Origin of the sequence: Pseudodesulfovibrio sp. (assembly GCF_028692895.1) — a bacterium.
In the GTDB taxonomy this organism is placed as follows: Bacteria; Desulfobacterota; Desulfovibrionia; order Desulfovibrionales; family Desulfovibrionaceae; genus Pseudodesulfovibrio.
In genome coordinates this window covers 52,595-70,591 of the sequence record NZ_JAQUWN010000002.1, presented here as the reverse complement: position 1 = coordinate 70,591, position 17,997 = coordinate 52,595, and the positions used below count along the sequence as shown (strand labels likewise).

The window sequence follows — 17,997 nt, the reverse complement described above, 5'->3', positions numbered from 1 at the left end:
GGAGTTTTTTTTACTCCACCGGAATCATCTCGAACGCATCGCCCGAGATGGAGCGCAGGCCGCCGTCGGTGACCTCGAAGGTGTTCTCCACCCCGACCATGGCCACGCCACGCAGGGACTGCTTGGGCTCCAGGGCCAGGACCATGCCCTTTTCGAGCGGCTGTTCGAACCCCGAGGCCAGGGGCGGATATTCGTCCACGGTCAGGCCGATGCCGTGGCCCACGAAGGGGACCTTGTTTTCGTCCAGACCCATGAACCCCTCGGCGAAACCGCGCCTCTCCGCCTCGGCCAGGCAGTGCCCGTAGAGCTCGGCCGGGATCGCGCCCGGCTTGCCGTGCTCGCAGATCCAGGCCTGCATCTCGATGCAGAAGTCGTGGGCCCGGCGCACCTCGTCGGGAATGGCCGAGTCCGGCCCCGCGAAATAGGCCTGGGTCTTGTCGGTCTGATACCCTTCGAGCTGGAAGCCGATGTCGAGCATGAGCGGCTCGCCCGTCCGCCAGACCTTGTGGGCGCTGCCCATGACCGCCGAGGCCGGGTGCTCGCCCCGCAGCCCGAGGGGGCCGTTGAACCCGCTGGGATAGTTGCCGGAATCCCCGGCCGAGACGTGGCCCAGGAAGGCCTCCTCGCCATGGGCCTGCATGCGCAGGATGCCCATGTGCCCCTCGGCGAAGAAGCTCTCCCACGCCTTGTGGGCGATCTCGCGCTCGGTCATGCCGGGACGGATCAGGGTGGGAATGACGTCATACAGGCACTTGTGGTGCGCGGCTCCGCAGCGGCGCATGATCGAAAGCTCGAACTCGGACTTGACCATGCGGGCCAGGGCCAGGGCGTGGTCGCCGGGCAGGATGACGTGGTTCCTGAGCTTGCCCGCCAGCATGAGGCCGAGCTGCCAGGTCAGGCCGGACATGACGGCGGCCAGGGTCGGCGTCAGGGGCGACCCGGCGTCGGCGCAAAGGCCGGAGAGCTCGGAATAGGACTTGTAGGGCGCGATGTGGCGCACCCCCGCCTCCAGCCGGGCGCGGTTGACCCCTTTGCGGATCATCAACACCGGCTCGCCGGACAGGGGCAGCCAGAGCACGCCCTGGCCGAAGGTGCCGGTCAGGTAGTAGATGTTGAGGCGTGAGAAGACCAGGATGCCGCCAGCTCCGGGGGCGACGGTCTGAAGATGGGTGCGCACCGCGTCCTGGCGGCGCCGCAATTCCTCGACGGGGACGGGCTGGTTCGGTTCGAACATCGAATACTCCATGGCGACTTACGACTAGGCAACGGAAATGGATTGCTGTAAAAGGACGTTCTTCAACGTGAAAGGAACACATGCATGCTGTACAATGACAAAGAGCTAGCCGCCCTGCTCCGCAAGGTCAAGACCATTGCCGTAATCGGAGCGGTGGACAAGCCCGGCCGTCCTGTGGACGGCGTGGGCCGCGCCCTCATCGACATGGGCTTCACCGTCATCCCGGTCCACCCCGCGCGCACCGGCGTATGGGGGCTCGAAACCTACCGGACCGTCGCCGACATCCCGGTCCCGGTCGACCTGGTGGACGTGTTTCGCAACGCCCAGTTCTGCCCCGGCCACGCCGAGGAGGTCCTGGCCCTGCCGACCCTGCCCCGCTGTTTCTGGATGCAGTCCGGCATCTTCAGCACGGAGGCGCGGACCCCGCTCGAAAAGGCGGGCGTGACCGTGGTCGAGGACCGCTGCCTGATGGTCGAGGCGCGCCGCCTGGAGGTGGCCCGATGACCGCCGAGGCGTTCTCCTGCAAGATGTGCGGCCACTGCTGCCAGGGCGAGGGCGGCATCGTCATGACCGTCAAGGACCAGGAGCGGCTGGCGGCCCACCTGAACATTTCCGTGCCCGAGCTGGTGGAGAGGTTCACCCGCGAACGCGGGGGCAAGCTCCACCTGACCTGCGGCGACGACGGCTATTGCGTGTTCTACGCCGAGGGCTGTTCCGTGCATCCCGGCCGGCCGGACATTTGCCGCGCCTGGCCCTTCTTCCGGGGCAACCTGGTGGACCAGACGAGCTGGGAGATGATCCAGGAATACTGTCCCGGCGTGAATCCCGAGGTGGACCACGCCGAATTCGTGCGCCAGGGCAAGCGCTATTTGCGGGAGGAAGGCCTTTTGCGCTATGATCCCGACACGTCGCCCAACGCGCTGCTCGCCGACGACTGATCCGGGACGGCCCGCGCAAAGCCAGGTGCTCCATGACCATTCAGGAATGTCTCCGCATACTCCAGTTGCCCGATGGAGCGACCCCGGCCCAGGTCAAGCACGCGTTCCGCCGCCTGGCCTTCCAGTATCACCCCGACCTCAACGCCGACCCGGCCGCCTCGGCCAAATTCCGCGAGGTCAACGAGGCCTATGTCACGGCCAAGGACCTGCTCGGCAACGGCGACGGCCCGGCCGGAACCGCCGCTGCCGATGCGGAAGGACGGGAAAAGCCTTCGGCCAGCCGCCGGGACGGGGCAGAAGCCTACGCCCGCCAGCAGAAAAGACAGGGCAAACCGCATTTCACGCACCAGCAGTCCGCCCGCTCCCGCCACCAGGGCATGTACTACAAGGAAGAGGAGGTCCTGAAGGACATCCTGAACGACCCCTTCGCCCGCCAGGTGTTCGAGGACATCTACAGCAAGATCAGGAAGGAGCAGCCCGGCTACAAGGGGCCGCTGGAGGTGAAACGCCGGAGGGTCAAGCTGCACTGGGGCGAACGCACCCTGAACCTCGACTTCCGCAAGGGACTGTTCGGCTCGGTCAAGGCCTGGTTCAAGGGCCAGATGGACCACGAGCAGACCGTCTACTTCCCGGCCATCCAACTCATGCCCGGCCGCAAGATCCGCATCTCCGTTGAGCAGTCCTTCAGCAAGGGGCCCAGGACCGTGGAGGTGACCCTGCCCAGGGACTTCGTGGTGGGCCGTCCCATCCGCCTCAAGGGACTGGGCCGCAAGCTCGGTCCCCTCGCGGGCGACCTCATCCTGCGGGTCTACGCCCGCTGACCCGTCAGCGCAGCCTCGGCGCCCTGCGCTCCCCGGACAGCACGAACCGATTCTCCCGCGCCATCCGCCGGGCCACGATGGGGGCCCACTCCACGTTGCAGAAAAACAGCACCGCCACCAGCGCCCCGGCCAGCATCCACAGCGTCATCGCAAGCAGTTCGTACATCATGTGACCTCCCATTCTTTTGACTGAACAATCAATTGTCATGCCAATGGCAGAATGGCTCGCCATCTCGCCCGTTTTCCCTTTTCAACCCTTCATTTTCGTATAAAAATTATCACATTCTTGTAATTTTTTTCGTTGATTCAACAATTTTGCCAATACCAAAAAACCCCTTGTTTTCCCCATGGAATTTTACTAGTCGCTGTATAAACTCAAAAGCTGAGCGGAGGCACGCATGCTCGCCATTTTCGACTACAAGGCGGGGAACCAGACCAGTGTCCACAGGGCGCTGGAGCACCTCGGAATTCCAAACGAGATCACCAACGACCCGGCCAAGCTGGACAAGGCCGCCGGAATCATCTTTCCCGGCGTGGGCGCGGCCGGACAGGCCATGGACGAACTCCATTCGGCCGGACTCGACGACGTCATCAAGGGGCTCATCGCCCGCAACAAGCCCGTGCTCGGCATCTGCGTCGGCTGCCAGATCCTCCTGGACTACAGCGAGGAGAACGACACCAAGGCCCTCAAGGTCATCCCCGGCGAGTGCCGCCTCTTCAACCCCTCCTGGCTGGACTACGAGGGCATTCCCATCCGCGTCCCCCACATGGGCTGGAACCAGGTGGAGCTGAAGCGCGAATGTCGGCTGTTCAAGGACATCGAGCCCGACGCCTGCTTCTACTTCGTGCACAGCTACTATCCCGCGCCCAAGGAGGAGTTCGTCATCGGCACCACCCGGTACGGCATAGACTTCTGCTCCCTGCACGGCCGCGAGGGGCTCTGGGCCGTCCAGTTCCACCCGGAAAAGAGCGGCCGCCCCGGCCTCAAGCTGCTCCGCAACTTCCACGACTACTGCCTGGAGGCCGCCGATGCTCAGTAAACGCGTCATCCCCTGCCTGGACGTCCGCAACGGCCAGTTGACCAAGGGCATCAAGTTCAAGGGCAACGTGAACATCGGCGACCCCGTGGAGACCGCCCGCCGCTACTACGAGGAAGGCGCGGACGAGATCGTCTTCTACGACATCACCGCCTCCAGCGAGGGGCGCGGCATCTTCCTGGACGTGGTGGAAAAGGTCGCCTCGCAGATATTCATCCCCTTCTCCGTGGGCGGCGGCATCAACTCCGTCGCCGACATGCGCGACGTGCTCCTGGCCGGGGCCGAAAAGGTCTCGGTCAACTCCGGCGCGGTCAAGAATCCGGACATCATCAGCGAGGGCGCGGTCCGTTTCGGCTCCCAGTGCGTTGTCCTGGGTATGGACGTGAAGCGGGTCGAGAAGTCCGAGACCATCCCCTCCGGCTTCGAGATCGTCATCCACGGCGGCCGCAAGTACATGGGCATGGACGCCATCGAGTGGGCCAAGACCGGCGAGGCGCTGGGCGCGGGCGAGATCTGCCTGAACTCCATCGACGCCGACGGCACCAAGGACGGCTACGACCTGGAGCTGACCCGGCTGGTGGCGGAATCCGTGACCATCCCGGTCATCGCCTCCGGCGGCGCAGGCGCGCCGCAGCACATGGTCGACGCCGTGACCAAGGGCCGGGCCACCGCCGCCCTCATCGCCTCCATCGTCCACTACGGCGAATACACCATCCCCCAGCTCAAGCGGTACATGCAGGACGCCGGGGTCCACATGCGCACCGTCTGGTAGCGTTTCCCTGGAAGACGAAAGAAAAGCCACCGCCCGGAAGGACGGTGGCTTTTTTTCGCATTGATTCGCGCGGCTATTCGGCTTGGAAGGTCCCGCTCTTGCCGCCGCACTTGTAGACCAGGCGGCAGCGATCGATGACGATGTCCTTCTGCACGGCCTTGCACATATCGTAGATGGTGGCCGCCGCGACCTGGACGCCGATCAGGGCCTCCATCTCCACGCCGGTCTTGTAGGTGGTGCGCACCTCGCATTCCAGCTCGATGGTGCTCGTCTCCGCGTCCACGGTGAAGCGGATGTCCACGTAGCTGACGGGCAGGGGGTGGCACATGGGAATCAGGTCGGCCGTGCGCTTGGCCGCCTGGATGCCCGCGATCTTGGCCGTGGTCAGGACGTCGCCCTTGGGCAGGGCGTCGCGCCGGAGCAGATCCATGGTCGCCGGGGCCAGCCGGACCACGCCCCGGACGATGGCCGTGCGGGCGGTGTCGCCCTTGGCCGAAACGTCCACCATGCGGGCGTTGCCGTCCTGATCCATGTGCGAAAAGCCGGTCATGCTACTCTCCCATCACCTTGTCCTTGGCCTTCTTGAAGAAGTCCTTGGCCTTGGTGGTCAGTTTCTTGGCCTCGATCTCCGCGAACTCCTTGAGCAGCGCCTCCTGGCGCTTGTTCAGGTGGGTCGGGGTCTTGACCGTGACCTCCACCAGCAGGTCGCCGCTGTGGGTGGAGCCGAGATGCGGCAGCCCGAGCCCGCGCAGGCGGAAGACCTCGCCGCTCTGGGCGCCCTTGGGAATGTCGAGATTCACGGGCTGATCCAAAGTCGGCACTTCCAGCCGGTGGCCCAGGGCGGCCTGGACAAAGGAAATGTCACGCCCGATGATCAGGTTCTGTCCCTGGCGCTCGAAGACGTCGTCCGGGGCCACGTGGATGACCACGTAGAGATCGCCCGGAGGCCCGCCGTTGACGCCCGCCTCCCCCTCGCCGCGCAGCCGGAGCCGTGAGTTGTTGTCCACCCCGGCCGGGATGCGGACCTTGAGGTCCTTGTCGCGGATGACGGAGGTCCGGCCCATGCACTCCGGGCAGGGCTCGGAGATGATCCGGCCCGAGCCGTGGCACTGGGGGCAGGTGACGGAGATCCGGAAGAACCCCTGGGACTGCTGCATGGTGCCGTGGCCGCCGCACTGGGGGCAGACCTGCGGCGACGACCCGGGGGCCGCGCCGGTGCCGTGGCACGCCTCGCAGGGCTGCTCCACCGGGATGGTGATGCTGACCTCGGTCCCCTTGGCCGCCTCGCGGAAGGAGATGTCGAGGTTGTAGCGCAGGTCCGCGCCGGGCCGGGGACGGTTGCCGCCGCCCCGCCCGGCCGAGGAAAAGCCGAACACTTCGCCGAAGATGTCGCTGAAGGCGCCGAAGATGTCCTCGCTGTTGGTGAAGCCGGAGAACCCCTGGCCGTTCAGGCCTTCGTGGCCGAACCGGTCGTAGGTCTGCCGCTTCTCCGCGTTGCCCAGGATCTCATAGGCCTCGGCGGCCTCCTTGAACTTGGCCTCCGCCTCGGGATCGTCCTGGTTCCGGTCGGGATGGAACTTGAACGCCAGCTTCCGATAGGCGGACTTGATCTCATCCTGGACGGCCGTCTTTTCGACGCCCAGGACTTCGTAGTAATCGCGTTTGGCCATGGCGGACTAGTTTTCTGCTTCTCCAGACTCGGCGAGGTCGATGTCGACGTCCGGGACATGCTGGTCGGGCAGGATTTTGCCGGCGGCGATCTCGCGCAGGGCGTTCACCACTTCCTTGTTCTTGGTCTCCACCAGGGGCGGGTACCCCTCGCGGTACTGCTTGACGCGCTTGATGCCCATCTGGGTGATGAGGAAGCGGTTGCTGACCTTTTCCAGGCAATCCTCAACGGTGATGCGAGCCATGGGTATTCTCCTTAAAAGCGGCTTATGCCTTATTGTCCGGCGGCGTCGGGCGCGGGCCCGGTCGCCTGCACCGGAAACATTCCTTGCAGGTCCTTAACGAGTCGGCTCGAAACGGGATAGTACATGCCGCCGCCGTTCTTCATCCAGCACTGCCCCTGGGGCAGGCGGGGATCGGCGTAGAACGTCAATTCCGTCAATTTCTCGCCGTCGCCGTTCTCCAACCGGCAATACAGGAGCGGGATGGCCGTCTCCGGCAGGTTGTTGAGCGGCAGCGCCTCAAACTGTAATTCTGTAAATCGCCACAGCGACATGTCAATGCCGGGGATGTCTTTTTTCTCGCCCTTGATCCGCCAGCCCGTGGCGCTGCGCTCCAGGCGGTATTCCGTGCTCCCGTTGCGGACCACGAACCGCGCCACCGTGCCGATGTCCAGCTTGATGACCGTGCGGCCCTGGACGTCGAAAGCGCTCTTGACCAACTGGGCCACGCTCTGGGCGTCCAGCACGAAGGGCACCGTCAGCCAGGAGGAACGGCCGAAATAGATGGCGGGGTCCTCCTTGACCGGAAAGAACTCCACGCTCGCGGGCTCCTCCGACTTTTCGGCCCATATCTTGATGGTCAGGGCCGGAATCCGGTTCTCGGCGGCCACGGGCTCCAGGAGCAGCCGGTTGGCGCGCAGCAAGGCCAGGGAGTGAATGTAGAGCTTGAGCTCCGAATCCGACGCGGGCTTGTCCTTGAGGTAGCCCGGCAGGGTGAAAAAGAAGCCCTGCTTGCGCCGCTCCACAAGCCAGCTTGACCCGAAGGGCTGGACCAGTTGCACCTTGCCGACCGTCTTCTCGTCGAACTGGAAGACGCGGGTATCCAGAAAATGGCGGGCGGGCAGGCCGAACTGCTTCAGGATGTCCCGGTCGAACTCGTAGACCAGGGCCTGGCTGTCGGAATTCCAGCCGTACACGTCGCCGGACGCGTTGGAGGTCAGCTTGACCACCAGCGTGCTCTTGTCCTTGTCGCCGAAGGTGACGATGATCTTCAGCGTCGGGTTGTCCAGGCCGTACTGCTCGAAACCGCCCCGGTCGAACCCGCCGATGGCCCGCTGGGGAGCCAGGGCTTCGAGCCGGGAGAGAAAATCCTTGACCTTGTCGGCCACCGCCCGGGCCTGGACGTTCCAGGACACGCCGGGCACCTGGGCCTCCCACTGGCCGTCCTTCACCGCCAGCATGTAGGTTCCCTGCTCGCCCTGGATGTGGATCGAGACCACGTTGCCGAACGGGCGGGACAGCCAGCGCGGCTCATCGACCACGGTCTCCTCCGGCTTGGCGTGCCAGTAGACCGCAACGGCGGCGCCTATCAGCAGGATGGTCGTCAATAGGTATATGCAACGTTTCAAAAAGCGACCCTCCAGGGGGTACCCGATGGACTGGATTTCGTTCGCCCCGACAGATTTTCAGCCCGTCGCGGAAGCGAATAAATTTGCCAAAGCCGCACTTGCAAGTCAAGGAAGAATCGTCTATCTGCCACGAACCGAACCCGCGCCGCCAACGATCATCGGAGAACGACCATGGCCTCCTGGGGCAAACTGACCTTTGCGCAGAAACAGTGCGTTTCCGCCACCGGCAAGCTCATGCAGCGCACCGGCATGGTGGAGTCCGGCGCGCGCGTCGGCGTGGCCGTGTCCGGCGGGGTGGACAGCTTCCTGATGCTCAAGGTGCTGACCATCCGCCAGGCCATCATGCCCTTCCCGGTGGAGCTCATGGCCCTGCACGTCAACCCCGGCTTCGACCCGAAGGCCCACGCCGCGCTCGGCGATTGGTGCGCCGCGCACGGGGTCGCGCTCCACGCCGAACTGACGGACTACGGCCCCCGCGCGCACAGCGAGGAGAACCGACGCAACTCGCCCTGCTTCTATTGCAGCATGCTCCGGCGCAAGCGACTCTTCGAACTCTGCCGCGACTACAACCTCTCCCACCTCGCCTTCGGCCACAACGCGGACGACAACGTGGTCACCTTCTTCATGAACATCTTCCAGAACGGCCGGGCCGAGGGGCTTTCCGCCAATGAGCCCTTCTTCGGCGGCAACCTGCGCGTCATCCGGCCGACCATGTTGCTCGAAAAAAGCGTCGTCATCAAGGCGGCCCGCCAGTGGGCGCTGCCCATATGGGAAAACACCTGCCCTTCCAACGGCGCCACCAAGCGGACTGAAGTGCACGAATGGCTGCGGCAAACCTGGAAAAACGACCGCCGGATCAAGAATAATGTCTTCAACGCCATTATCCGCCAACAGGTTGACTTGACAAGTAAAAAAGTCTAGACTAATAAGGATTTTGCCGCCCTCCTAGTCGGCAAGTTGAACATGCAACCGACTGGAAAGAGTATGCTTTTCAGAAAATATCATATCGTCGTCTTCAAGGACAAGCAGGGTTCCTGCCGCAAATTCCAGTTGCGGGGATGGGTGCTTGCCTCCCTTTTTTTCCTCGTGGTCGGCCTGGCCGCGGGCAACGTCGTCCTCTGGAAAAAATACGTTCACAACTTCCGCATCGAACAAGGCCTCAACCTGGCGGAAAAGACCGTCCAGGAACAAAAATCCCAACTTCTCAGCCTTACGCAGAAGATCGTCGCCCTCCAGAAGAACCTCGACAGAATCCGTGATTTCGACTCCAAGCTCCGCGTCATGATCAACCTCGACCAGGACGCCAGCCAGGCCACCGCTCCCAAGGGCGGCCCGGCCAACGAGAATTTCTCCAAGGGCTACCTCCCGCTCTACCGGCAGGAGCTCCTCGCCCGCAAGATGCACGACTTTCTCCGCCAGCTCAACGTCGAGGCCCGGCTTGAGGAAGTCCGCCAGCAGGAAATCCTGCACACCCTGCGCAGCAACCAGAACATGCTGGAGGCCACCCCCTCCATCTGGCCCACCTCGGGCTGGGTCACCTCGGGCTTCGCCTGGCGGACCTCCCCGTTCACGGGCAAACGAGAGTTCCACAAGGGCATCGACATCTCCGCCCCGCGCGGCACCCCGGTCTACGCCCCGGCGCGCGGCCTCATCACCTTCACCGGCCGCGACGGCTCCTACGGCCTGTCCATCCGCCTGAAGCACAACGCCAGCCTTTCCACCCGGTTCGCCCACCTGAACCGCATCGCGGTCAAGCCCGACCAGGTCGTCACCCGTGGCGAGCTCATCGGCTACGTGGGCAACACCGGCCGCAGCACCGGCCCGCACCTCCACTACGAGGTCCGGCTCAACGGCGTGCCCGTCAACCCCAAACGCTACATCCTGAACTAGCGCGATTCATCCATGCCAGATACCACCCCTCTTGGAATCGCACCTTCCAAGAGGGGTGTCTTTTTTTGGACGCCATCAACGCGCGTCCAAGGCCGAAAACGCCGCGAGCCAAGGCGCAGGCCGACTGGTTCGGGTCTTGCAACGGATTAGGGAATGGAACTGTTCGGCTTCAACCCCGGCGACGTGCTGAGCTTTCTGCTGACGCTGTTTCGGATCAGCGTCATCCTCTTCCTGCTGCCCTTTTTCGGAGGCAACTCCATCCCGAACCCGATCAAGGCCGCCCTCACTCTGGTGCTGGCCATGGCGGTGTGGCCCCAGCTCTCTTTCCCCGGCTCGCTGATGCCCGCAAACGGGATCGGCATCGCCCTGATGATCATCGGCGAGTTGATCCTCGGGCTGATCCTCGGGCTGCTGGTCCGGTTCCTGTTCGCGGCCGTCCAGTTCGGCGGCCAGATCATCGGCTTCCAGATGGGTTTCGCCATGGTCAACGTCGTTGACCCCATCACCGGAACCAGCAACACGGCCACGGCGCACTTCATGTACATGTGCACCATGCTCACCTTCCTGGTTCTCAACGGCCACCTCCAGCTCCTGAGCGCCCTGGGCCAGAGCTTCCAGTACGTCCCGCCGGGCGGCCTGCTGCTCACCCCGCGCATGGCCACCAACATGCTGCAATATTCCAACATCGTCTTCACCCTGGCCATCAAGATCGCGGCCCCGGTCATGGCCGCCCTGTTCCTGGTGGACCTGGCCCTGGCCCTCATCTCGCGCGCCGCGCCGCAGATGCACGTGCTCACCCTCGGCTTTCCCCTCAAGATCGCCGTGGGCTTCTTCTTCATCGGGTTCATCTTCACCATCATGAACAACTACGTCGGCGACTTCATCCAGCAGTTCGGTCCCATCTCGACCAACATCCTCAAGGCCCTCGCGCCCCCAGCGCCCCCCGCGCTCTAGGAAGCCGCCATGCCTCAGTCCGATCCGAGCAAAACAGAAAAAGCCACAGGGAAACGGCGCGACAAGCTCCGCAAAGACGGCAACGTCGCAAAGGGCGACGAGATCACCAAGGTCATGGTGCTCCTGGCGGGCGTCCTGGCCCTGCGCTTTTTAATCGGATTCTACCACGACCAGTTCGCAGAGATATACCGCTGGACCTTCACCGAGGCCATCAAGCTGGACGTGAACAAGTCGAGCGCCTACTGGCTCTTCACCTGGGGCCTCAAGAAGATGGCGCTCCTGGTCCTGCCCTTCATGCTCGTCCTGGTGGCCACGGCCTACATCACCCTGCGGCTCCAGGTGGGCAAGCTGTGGACGACCAAGCCCATGCGCCCCAAGTTCGGCAAGCTCTTCAACATCATGGGCGGCCTGAAAAAGCTCATGATCAGCCCCCAGGCCTTCGTCAAGCTGGCCAAAAGCATCCTCCAGGCCCTGGCCGTGGGCATCGCCCCCTATATCGTCATCAAGCAGGAGATGAACAACCTCCTGCCGCTCTTCAACGCCACCACCGAGGGCATTATCGGCTACCTCCTGTCCATTGGCTACAAGATGACCTGCTACGCCCTGGTGCCCATGATGATCATCGCCATCGCGGACCTCTGGTATTCCCGCTGGGACTACGAGGAAAACATCAAGATGACCAAGGATGAAGTCAAGGACGAGCGGCGGCAGGCGGAAGGCGACCCGGCCATCAAGCAGCGGCAGAAACGCAAGATGCTGGAGATGATGAGCAAGCGGATGTTCCAGGACGTGCCCAAGGCGGACGTCGTCATCACCAACCCGACGCACTACGCCGTGGCCCTGCAATACGACGCCATGATCGCCCCCGCGCCCCGCGTCCTGGCCAAGGGCATGAACCGCGTGGCGGAGCGCATCAAGGAGCTGGCCAGGGAGAACCATATCCCCATCGAATCCAACCCTCCCTTGGCACGCGCTTTGTATAAACAGGTGGAAATCGGAGAGTCCATCCCCGAGGAGCTCTTCCAAGCGGTTGCAGCGGTTCTGGCCAAGCTGGATAAATTCAGGAATCGCCGCTAGTTACGCAAAGTCATGGCTCCTCGGGACGACCCCAAAAAAATCGTCCAAGAGGTGTCAAAAACATGGCTCGAACCAAGAACGAAGCCGCCATTCCCGAGATCAATTACGAGAAGTTCGCCAAGCAGGGCGACATCCTGCTGGCCGCGGGCGTGGTGACGATCCTCTTCGTCATGCTCGTTCCGCTGCCCACGCCCTTTCTCGACTTCATGCTCACGGTTTCCATCTCCCTCGGCATGGTCATCCTGATCACCTCCATGTTCATGACCTCGCCGCTCGAATTTTCGATCTTCCCCTCGCTGCTCCTGGTCACCACCCTGCTCCGCCTGGCGCTCAACGTGGCCACCACCCGAGCCATCCTCCTGCACGGCGACGAGGGCACCGGCGCCGCCGGTTCGGTCATCCAGAGCTTCGGCGAGTTCGTCGTGGGCGGCAACTACGTCATCGGCATCGTCATTTTCATGATCCTGTTCATCCTGAACAAGACCGTCATCGTCAACGGCACCACGCGCATCGCCGAAGTGGCGGCGCGCTTCACCCTGGACGCCATGCCCGGCAAGCAGATGGCCGTCGAGGCCGACCTCAACGCCGGCCTCATCGACGAAGCCGAAGCCACCAAGCGGCGCGACCACATGCGCCGCGAGGCGGACTTCTACGGCGCCATGGACGGTGCGGGCAAGTTCGTTTCGGGCGACGTCAAGGCCGGCCTGATGATCACCGCCATCAACATCATCGGCGGCTTCCTCATCGGCGTCATCCAGAAGGACATGAACTGGATGGACGCGGCCCAGACCTACACCCTGCTGACCATCGGCGACGGCCTGGTGGCCACCATCCCTTCGCTTATCATCTCGACCTCGGCGGGCATCATCGTCTCCCGCGCCGCGGCCGAGGCCAAGATGGGCGAGGAATTCATCGGCCAGCTCTCCTTCCACCACCGCGCGCTCAAGCTGGTCTCCGGCATCCTGGTCATCTTCGCCCTCGTGCCCGGCATGCCCACCCTGCCCTTCCTCACCCTGGCCATCATCGTCTTCACCATTTCCCGGCTCTCCGCCAACCAGCAGAAGCAGTTCGCAGGCAACGAGGACGACAAGGCCAAGCCCGAGGCCCAGACCCTGGACACCCCGGAAGAGGTGCAGGCCCTGCTCCCCCTCGACCAACTGGAGCTGGAGGTCGGCTACGGCCTCATCCCCCTGGTGGACGAGGAACAGAACGGCAACCTGCTCTCGCGCATCCGCTCCATCCGCCGCCAGTTCGCTCTGGACATGGGCGTGGTCATCCCCTCCCTCCACCTGCGCGACAACCTCCAGCTCAAGCCGGGCGAGTACCGGGTGGTCATCAAGGGCAACCCCGTGGCCCAGGCCGAACTGCTCATCGACCACTACCTGGCCATGGACCCGGGCGACGCCAAGCACCGCATCCAGGGCGTGGAGACCGTGGAGCCCGCCTTCAACCTCCCGGCGGTCTGGATTCCCCAGGCCCAGAAGGAAGAGGCCATGCTCGCGGGTTACACCGTGGTCGATCCCTCCACGGTCATCGCCACGCACCTCACCGAGGTCTTCCGCCGCAACCTGCACGAATTCCTCGGCCGCCAGGAGACCCAGGAGCTGCTGGACAACCTCTCCAAGCGCGCCCCCAAGGCCGTGGAGAGCCTGGTGCCCAACCTGCTTTCCCTGGGCGGCGTCCAGAAGGTGCTCCAGTCCCTGGTCCAGGAGAACGTCTCCATCCGCGACCTGCTGACCATCGTAGAGACCCTGGCCGACTACGCCACGGCCACCCAGGACCCGACGCAGCTCACCGAATTCGTCCGCGCCAAGATGTCCCGGACCATCGTCAAGCCCTACCTGGGCGACGACGGCGTCCTGCCGATCATCACCCTGCACCCGGCCATCGACGAGATTCTGAACAGCGCCATGCGCCCGGCCGAACAGGGCGGCTATCTCGCCCTGGAGCCGGGCCAGGCCCAGCGGATCATCCAGGCCATCAACAAGGCCTCGGAGGACGCCATGGTCGCCGACGGCCAGCCAGTGCTGCTCGTCACCCCGCAGATCAGAAGCCAGTTCGCCCAGCTCCTCAACCGTTTCCTCCCGACCCTGCCTGTGCTTTCCCAGGCGGAAATTCCGGCTGATGTGAAGATTCAATCGGCAGCAACCGTGACCATCTAGGACCGACCCATGCAGATGAAGACCTTCCGGGCCGCCACCTCCACCGCGGCATTCGAAAAGATCAAGGCGGAACTCGGCACCGACGCCGTGATCCTCTCCAACAAGACCGTCACCGAAAACGGGACCAAGTGCTGCGAGATCGTGGCGGCCATCGACGCCCCGCCCGCCTCGGCCAGAAAGGCCAGGGGAACGCAAAGGGACGCCACCCGCGAGGCGGTCATCGAGGACGCCCTGGACAACGGCGTGGGCTGGCAGCGGGAATGGACCCAGATCAAGGGCCAGATCATGGCCCTGATGAAATCGCAGATGGACATGAACATCCTCTCGCCCAAGCAGAAGCTGGCCATGGAGTACCTGGAGCGCGAAGAGGTCGACGAGCGGGTCCTGGCCCGGCTCTTCTGCGAACTGCGCGAGGACGGCCGCAAGTCCATCGTCCCCCTGCTGGAGCGCACGGCGTCGGTCCGGCCCCTGACCATGGCCGAGTGGAAGACGCCGCTGCACGCCTTCGCCGGCCCCGGCGGCGCGGGCAAGACGTCCACGCTCATCCGCCTGGCCCTGCGCGAGAAGAAAGCCAACCCCCGGCTGCGCATCTGCCTGGCCACGGCCGACGCCGGGGGCAAGGGCCGCCTGGTGCTCAAGCACTACGCCGAGCTTTCCGGCCTCGCCTTCCGCGAGATCATCACCCGGGACGACTTCGCGCTCCTGAAGAAGGAGGCCGGCCATTTCGACCTGATCCTCATCGACCTGCCGGGCCTGGCCGGGACCACCACCCTGAGGGACTGGACCGATCTCTACGGCCTCTCCGGGACCTCCGATCTGTCCATCCACCTGGTGCTCAATCCCTATTTCAGCCCGGCCCAATTCGAGCGATTCACCGAAAAATATAAAAGTGAGCAACTTGCAAGCGTTATCTGGACGAAACTCGATGAAGCCTGTACATTCGGAGCAATACTGAACATGGCGTTCGCCACCGGCCTGCCGGTTTCCGCCCTGTCATACGGTTCCGGCCTGAAAAACAGCCTCGCTCCGGCCAAAAGCGAGATGCTCTGGAGGCTTCTGTTCATGCGCAAGCTGCCCGGCGGCACCATTCAACCGTAAGGAGACGAAACCACGCCATGACTTCGCATCTGCCCCTGGTTTTTTCCGTCACGTCCGGCAAGGGCGGCGTGGGCAAGACCAACATGTCCGTCAACCTGGCCTACAGCCTGAGCCAGGCGGGCAAGAACGTGGTCCTGCTCGACGCCGACCTGGGGCTGGCCAACGTGGACGTCATCCTCGGCCTGGCCCCCGAGAAGAACCTGTTTCACCTCTTTCACGAGGACATGACCCTGGACAAGATCCTCTTCGACACGCCCTACGGCTTCCGGATCCTTCCGGCCTCGTCCGGCGTGAGCGACATGGTCGCCCTGGACAGGGGGCAGAAGCTCGACCTGCTCGACGCCATGGACTCGCTGGAGGACAACGTGGACTTCCTGATCGTGGACACCGGCGCGGGCATCAACGACAACGTGCTCTACTTCAACCTCGCTGTGCAGGAGCGGCTCCTGGTCATCACCCCCGAGCCCACCTCACTGACCGACGCCTACGCCCTGATAAAGGTGCTCAAGCTGCAGCACGGCGTGGAGAAGTTCCGGGTCCTGGTCAACATGGTCAAGGACCAGAAAAGCGCGCGCGAGGTCTACCTCAAGCTGCTCAACGCCTGCGACCATTTCCTCGACGGCATCTCGCTGGACCTGGTGGGCTTCGTGCCCTACGATCCCAACGTGCGCCACTCGGTCATCGCCCAGACGCCGTTCTGCCACAAGTTTCCCAAGGCGCCGGCCAGCGTGGCCGTCCGCCAGGCCGCCCAGAAAATCAACGGTTGGAAAGTAACCCCGAACACCGATGGCAATATTAAATTCTTCTGGAAAAAGCTCCTCTTCCAGGAACGGTCCGTGGCGTGACCTGGAGAGCGGCGGCAAATGCTGGGACGATTTCTCTCCCCGCGACCGGGAGGATATCGTCCGCTTCTACGCGCCCAAAATCCGGATTCTCGCCCTCAGGCTCAAGGCCAAGCTGCCGCAGAGCGTGGAGCTCGGCGAGCTGATCAGCGCGGGAAGCCTGGGGCTGCTCGACGCCCTCGGGAAGTACAACCCCGAGCTGGGCATCAAGTTCGACACCTACTCCGAGAACCGCATCAAGGGCGCCATGCTTGATGAACTGCGGCGCATGGACTGGTTTTCGCGCGGGCTCCGGCAAAAGGTCAAGGTGCTGGAGGACGCCCAGCGCCAGATCGAGCACGAGACCGGCAGCCCCGCCACCACGGAACAGTTGCAGCACCATACCGGCATGACCGAGCGGGAAATCCAGCAGGGGCTGGAGGCGCTCAACAACCAGGTCTGCCTCAGCCTGGACAGTTTCCAGGACAACCTGGTCGGCCGCAAGAGCATGGCGGACGACGAGCCGTTCCAATCCACGGCTTTTCAGGAAATAGTTGACAAAGTAGCCAATCTCATTGAGGAATTGACGCCACGTGAAAAATTGGTCATATCTCTCTATTATGGCGAGGAATTGAACATGAAGGAAACGGCCGAGGTTATGGATATAACCGAGGGACGGGTTTCCCAATTGCACTCGCAAGCCCTCGGCAAACTGAGAAAAACCTTCAGAGCAAGATACGAAAACGAATAGACGGGAGCAAAGGAGACACTAATGGCCTACGATACCAACATGCGCGTCCTCGTGGTCGACGACTTTTCCACCATGCGCAAAATCATCAAGAACATCCTGCGCCAGCTCGGTTTCACCAACATCGTCGAGGCCGACGACGGCTCCACGGCGTGGGAAACCCTGAACAAGGACAACATAGACTTCATCGTCTCCGACTGGAACATGCCCAACATGTCCGGCATCGAACTGCTCCGCAAGGTCCGCGCCAGCGAGGAATACTCGGACATCCCGTTCCTGATGGTCACGGCCGAGGCCCAGCAGGAGAACATCATCGAAGCGGTCCAGGCCAAGGTGTCGAATTACATCGTCAAGCCGTTCACCCCCGAAACGCTGGGTCAGAAGATCGCGAAAATCTTCGGCTAGCCCGGCCTTTTTAGGCGCACGCAATGGTTCTGCTCGTCCCGGATGATCCGGAAGATGTCGTCGACGGAACCGCATCGGACGGTGCGGGGAACGGGCAGTCCAAGGCCCAGCTCGACGACAGCGAGGCGAGCAAGGCCACCCAAAAGGTCGATCTCGACCTGGACGACGCTCCCTTCCTCGAAGACGAGGAGGAGGAAGAGGAATTACGCCCGGCCCGCGAAGAGGAGACGCCTCTTCTGGACGAAGAGGCCAAGAAGCCGGGTTTCGATTTCAAGGCGCTGCTGCGCAACAAACTGTTCCTGATCGCCGCTGGCATCATTCTCCTGCTGCTGGTCGTCATCGTCATCCTGCTCCTGCGGGAGCCGGAAGCTCCCCCGCCACCGCCGCCACCGCCCGCGCAGACCACGCAGGAAACGCCCCAGGCCGAGGAAAAGCCGGAAATCCTCATCCGCCTGGACCCGTTCCTCATCGAGCAGCGCGACAAGGAAGACAAGATCCGGTTCCTGGAAGTCCGCGTGGTGGTCTCCACCCAGGACGACGGCCTGGCCCGGCAGTTCAAGCAGGAGACGTACACCATCCGCAACGCGCTCTATTACTATCTCAAGAATAAGGATTTGGAATTTCTGTCCGATAAGGACAACAGCGACAAGCTGAAAAAGGAACTGCTGGCCATCATCAACCAATACATGGGGTTTGGAGAGTTTGACACTCTGCTGTTCGAGCAATACCTAGTGAGGTGAGC

At 63.2% G+C, this 17,997-nt stretch carries 21 protein-coding genes; 15 read left to right on the top strand and 6 right to left on the bottom strand.

Translation table 11 applies throughout. The features are described from left to right. Positions 1 to 10: 10 nt before the first annotated feature. On the bottom strand, positions 11 to 1,234 hold the full coding sequence (locus PHP91_RS00985) for a M24 family metallopeptidase (protein WP_300135635.1): 1,224 nt from the start codon (positions 1,232 to 1,234) through the stop codon (positions 11 to 13). Positions 1,235 to 1,318: 84 nt separating this feature from the next. Here PHP91_RS00985 and PHP91_RS00980 point away from each other — a divergent pair, with 84 nt between their 5' ends. From PHP91_RS00980 to PHP91_RS00970, 3 genes are read left to right on the top strand one after another with little or no spacing between them, the layout of a single operon-like run. After that, the gene (locus tag PHP91_RS00980) at positions 1,319 to 1,738 is read left to right on the top strand and encodes a CoA-binding protein (protein WP_300135633.1); all 420 of its coding nucleotides are present in this window, start codon (positions 1,319 to 1,321) and stop codon (positions 1,736 to 1,738) included. After that, positions 1,735 to 2,172, top strand: coding sequence for a YkgJ family cysteine cluster protein (locus PHP91_RS00975; protein ID WP_300135632.1), 438 nt, complete (start codon positions 1,735 to 1,737; stop codon positions 2,170 to 2,172). Before PHP91_RS00980 ends, PHP91_RS00975 begins: the two co-directional genes overlap by 4 nt. Positions 2,173 to 2,204: 32 nt before the next feature. Further along, positions 2,205 to 2,993 (top strand): DnaJ domain-containing protein, encoded by a 789-nt coding sequence (locus PHP91_RS00970; protein WP_300135631.1) that lies wholly within the window; start codon positions 2,205 to 2,207, stop codon positions 2,991 to 2,993. A gap of 4 nt (positions 2,994 to 2,997) precedes the next feature. Here PHP91_RS00970 and PHP91_RS00965 read toward each other — a convergent pair whose 3' ends face one another. Further along, positions 2,998 to 3,159, bottom strand: coding sequence for a hypothetical protein (locus tag PHP91_RS00965; RefSeq protein WP_300135630.1), 162 nt, complete (start codon positions 3,157 to 3,159; stop codon positions 2,998 to 3,000). A 232-nt stretch (positions 3,160 to 3,391) separates the two neighbouring features. Here PHP91_RS00965 and hisH point away from each other — a divergent pair, with 232 nt between their 5' ends. Together hisH and hisF are read left to right on the top strand one after the other, a co-directional pair. Beyond that, the gene (gene hisH / locus PHP91_RS00960; protein WP_300135629.1) at positions 3,392 to 4,033 is read left to right on the top strand and encodes an imidazole glycerol phosphate synthase subunit HisH; all 642 of its coding nucleotides are present in this window, start codon (positions 3,392 to 3,394) and stop codon (positions 4,031 to 4,033) included. Next, positions 4,023 to 4,802: an imidazole glycerol phosphate synthase subunit HisF gene (hisF, locus tag PHP91_RS00955; RefSeq protein WP_300135627.1), complete on the top strand. Its 780-nt coding sequence runs from the start codon at positions 4,023 to 4,025 to the stop codon at positions 4,800 to 4,802. The genes hisH and hisF overlap by 11 nt, the downstream gene beginning before the upstream one ends. 73 nt (positions 4,803 to 4,875) lie before the next feature. Here hisF and moaC read toward each other — a convergent pair whose 3' ends face one another. The 4 genes from moaC to PHP91_RS00935 are packed head-to-tail and all read right to left on the bottom strand — an operon-like array spanning position 4,876 to position 8,100. Continuing rightward, positions 4,876 to 5,352: a cyclic pyranopterin monophosphate synthase MoaC gene (gene moaC, locus PHP91_RS00950; protein WP_300135625.1), complete on the bottom strand. Its 477-nt coding sequence runs from the start codon at positions 5,350 to 5,352 to the stop codon at positions 4,876 to 4,878. Between the two features lies 1 nt (position 5,353). Continuing rightward, a complete protein-coding gene (dnaJ, locus tag PHP91_RS00945; protein ID WP_300135623.1) occupies positions 5,354 to 6,472 on the bottom strand; it encodes a molecular chaperone DnaJ in 1,119 nt (372 codons plus the stop codon). A gap of 6 nt (positions 6,473 to 6,478) precedes the next feature. Then, positions 6,479 to 6,715: a DNA-directed RNA polymerase subunit omega gene (rpoZ, locus tag PHP91_RS00940; protein ID WP_300135621.1), complete on the bottom strand. Its 237-nt coding sequence runs from the start codon at positions 6,713 to 6,715 to the stop codon at positions 6,479 to 6,481. 29 nt (positions 6,716 to 6,744) lie between these two features. Beyond that, complete coding sequence (locus PHP91_RS00935; RefSeq protein WP_300135620.1) at positions 6,745 to 8,100, bottom strand: DUF4340 domain-containing protein; 1,356 nt, start codon at positions 8,098 to 8,100, stop codon at positions 6,745 to 6,747. 171 nt (positions 8,101 to 8,271) lie between these two features. Here PHP91_RS00935 and PHP91_RS00930 point away from each other — a divergent pair, with 171 nt between their 5' ends. From PHP91_RS00930 to PHP91_RS00885, 10 genes are all read left to right on the top strand, one after another. Continuing rightward, entirely contained in the window at positions 8,272 to 9,021 is a 750-nt protein-coding gene (locus PHP91_RS00930) for a tRNA 2-thiocytidine biosynthesis TtcA family protein (protein ID WP_300135619.1), read from the top strand. Positions 9,022 to 9,084: 63 nt separating this feature from the next. Next, complete coding sequence (locus PHP91_RS00925; protein ID WP_300135618.1) at positions 9,085 to 9,990, top strand: M23 family metallopeptidase; 906 nt, start codon at positions 9,085 to 9,087, stop codon at positions 9,988 to 9,990. A gap of 153 nt (positions 9,991 to 10,143) precedes the next feature. Further along, positions 10,144 to 10,944 carry a flagellar biosynthetic protein FliR gene (fliR, locus tag PHP91_RS00920; RefSeq protein ID WP_300135617.1) on the top strand — a complete coding sequence of 267 codons (801 nt, stop codon included), beginning with the start codon at positions 10,144 to 10,146 and terminating at the stop codon, positions 10,942 to 10,944. Between the two features lie 9 nt (positions 10,945 to 10,953). Beyond that, entirely contained in the window at positions 10,954 to 12,021 is a 1,068-nt protein-coding gene (flhB, locus tag PHP91_RS00915) for a flagellar biosynthesis protein FlhB (protein ID WP_300135616.1), read from the top strand. A gap of 62 nt (positions 12,022 to 12,083) precedes the next feature. Further along, a complete protein-coding gene (gene flhA, locus PHP91_RS00910; RefSeq protein WP_300135615.1) occupies positions 12,084 to 14,183 on the top strand; it encodes a flagellar biosynthesis protein FlhA in 2,100 nt (699 codons plus the stop codon). A 9-nt stretch (positions 14,184 to 14,192) separates the two neighbouring features. Continuing rightward, positions 14,193 to 15,281 carry a flagellar biosynthesis protein FlhF gene (locus tag PHP91_RS00905; protein WP_300135614.1) on the top strand — a complete coding sequence of 363 codons (1,089 nt, stop codon included), beginning with the start codon at positions 14,193 to 14,195 and terminating at the stop codon, positions 15,279 to 15,281. Positions 15,282 to 15,298: 17 nt separating this feature from the next. Then, entirely contained in the window at positions 15,299 to 16,126 is an 828-nt protein-coding gene (locus PHP91_RS00900) for a MinD/ParA family protein (protein ID WP_300135613.1), read from the top strand. Next, positions 16,068 to 16,853, top strand: coding sequence for a FliA/WhiG family RNA polymerase sigma factor (locus PHP91_RS00895; protein WP_300135612.1), 786 nt, complete (start codon positions 16,068 to 16,070; stop codon positions 16,851 to 16,853). The genes PHP91_RS00900 and PHP91_RS00895 overlap by 59 nt, the downstream gene beginning before the upstream one ends. Before the next feature lie 21 nt (positions 16,854 to 16,874). Further along, the gene (locus PHP91_RS00890) at positions 16,875 to 17,255 is read left to right on the top strand and encodes a chemotaxis response regulator CheY (RefSeq protein WP_300135611.1); all 381 of its coding nucleotides are present in this window, start codon (positions 16,875 to 16,877) and stop codon (positions 17,253 to 17,255) included. Positions 17,256 to 17,278: 23 nt separating this feature from the next. After that, a complete protein-coding gene (locus PHP91_RS00885) occupies positions 17,279 to 17,995 on the top strand; it encodes a flagellar basal body-associated FliL family protein (protein WP_300135610.1) in 717 nt (238 codons plus the stop codon). Positions 17,996 to 17,997: the final 2 nt, after the last annotated feature.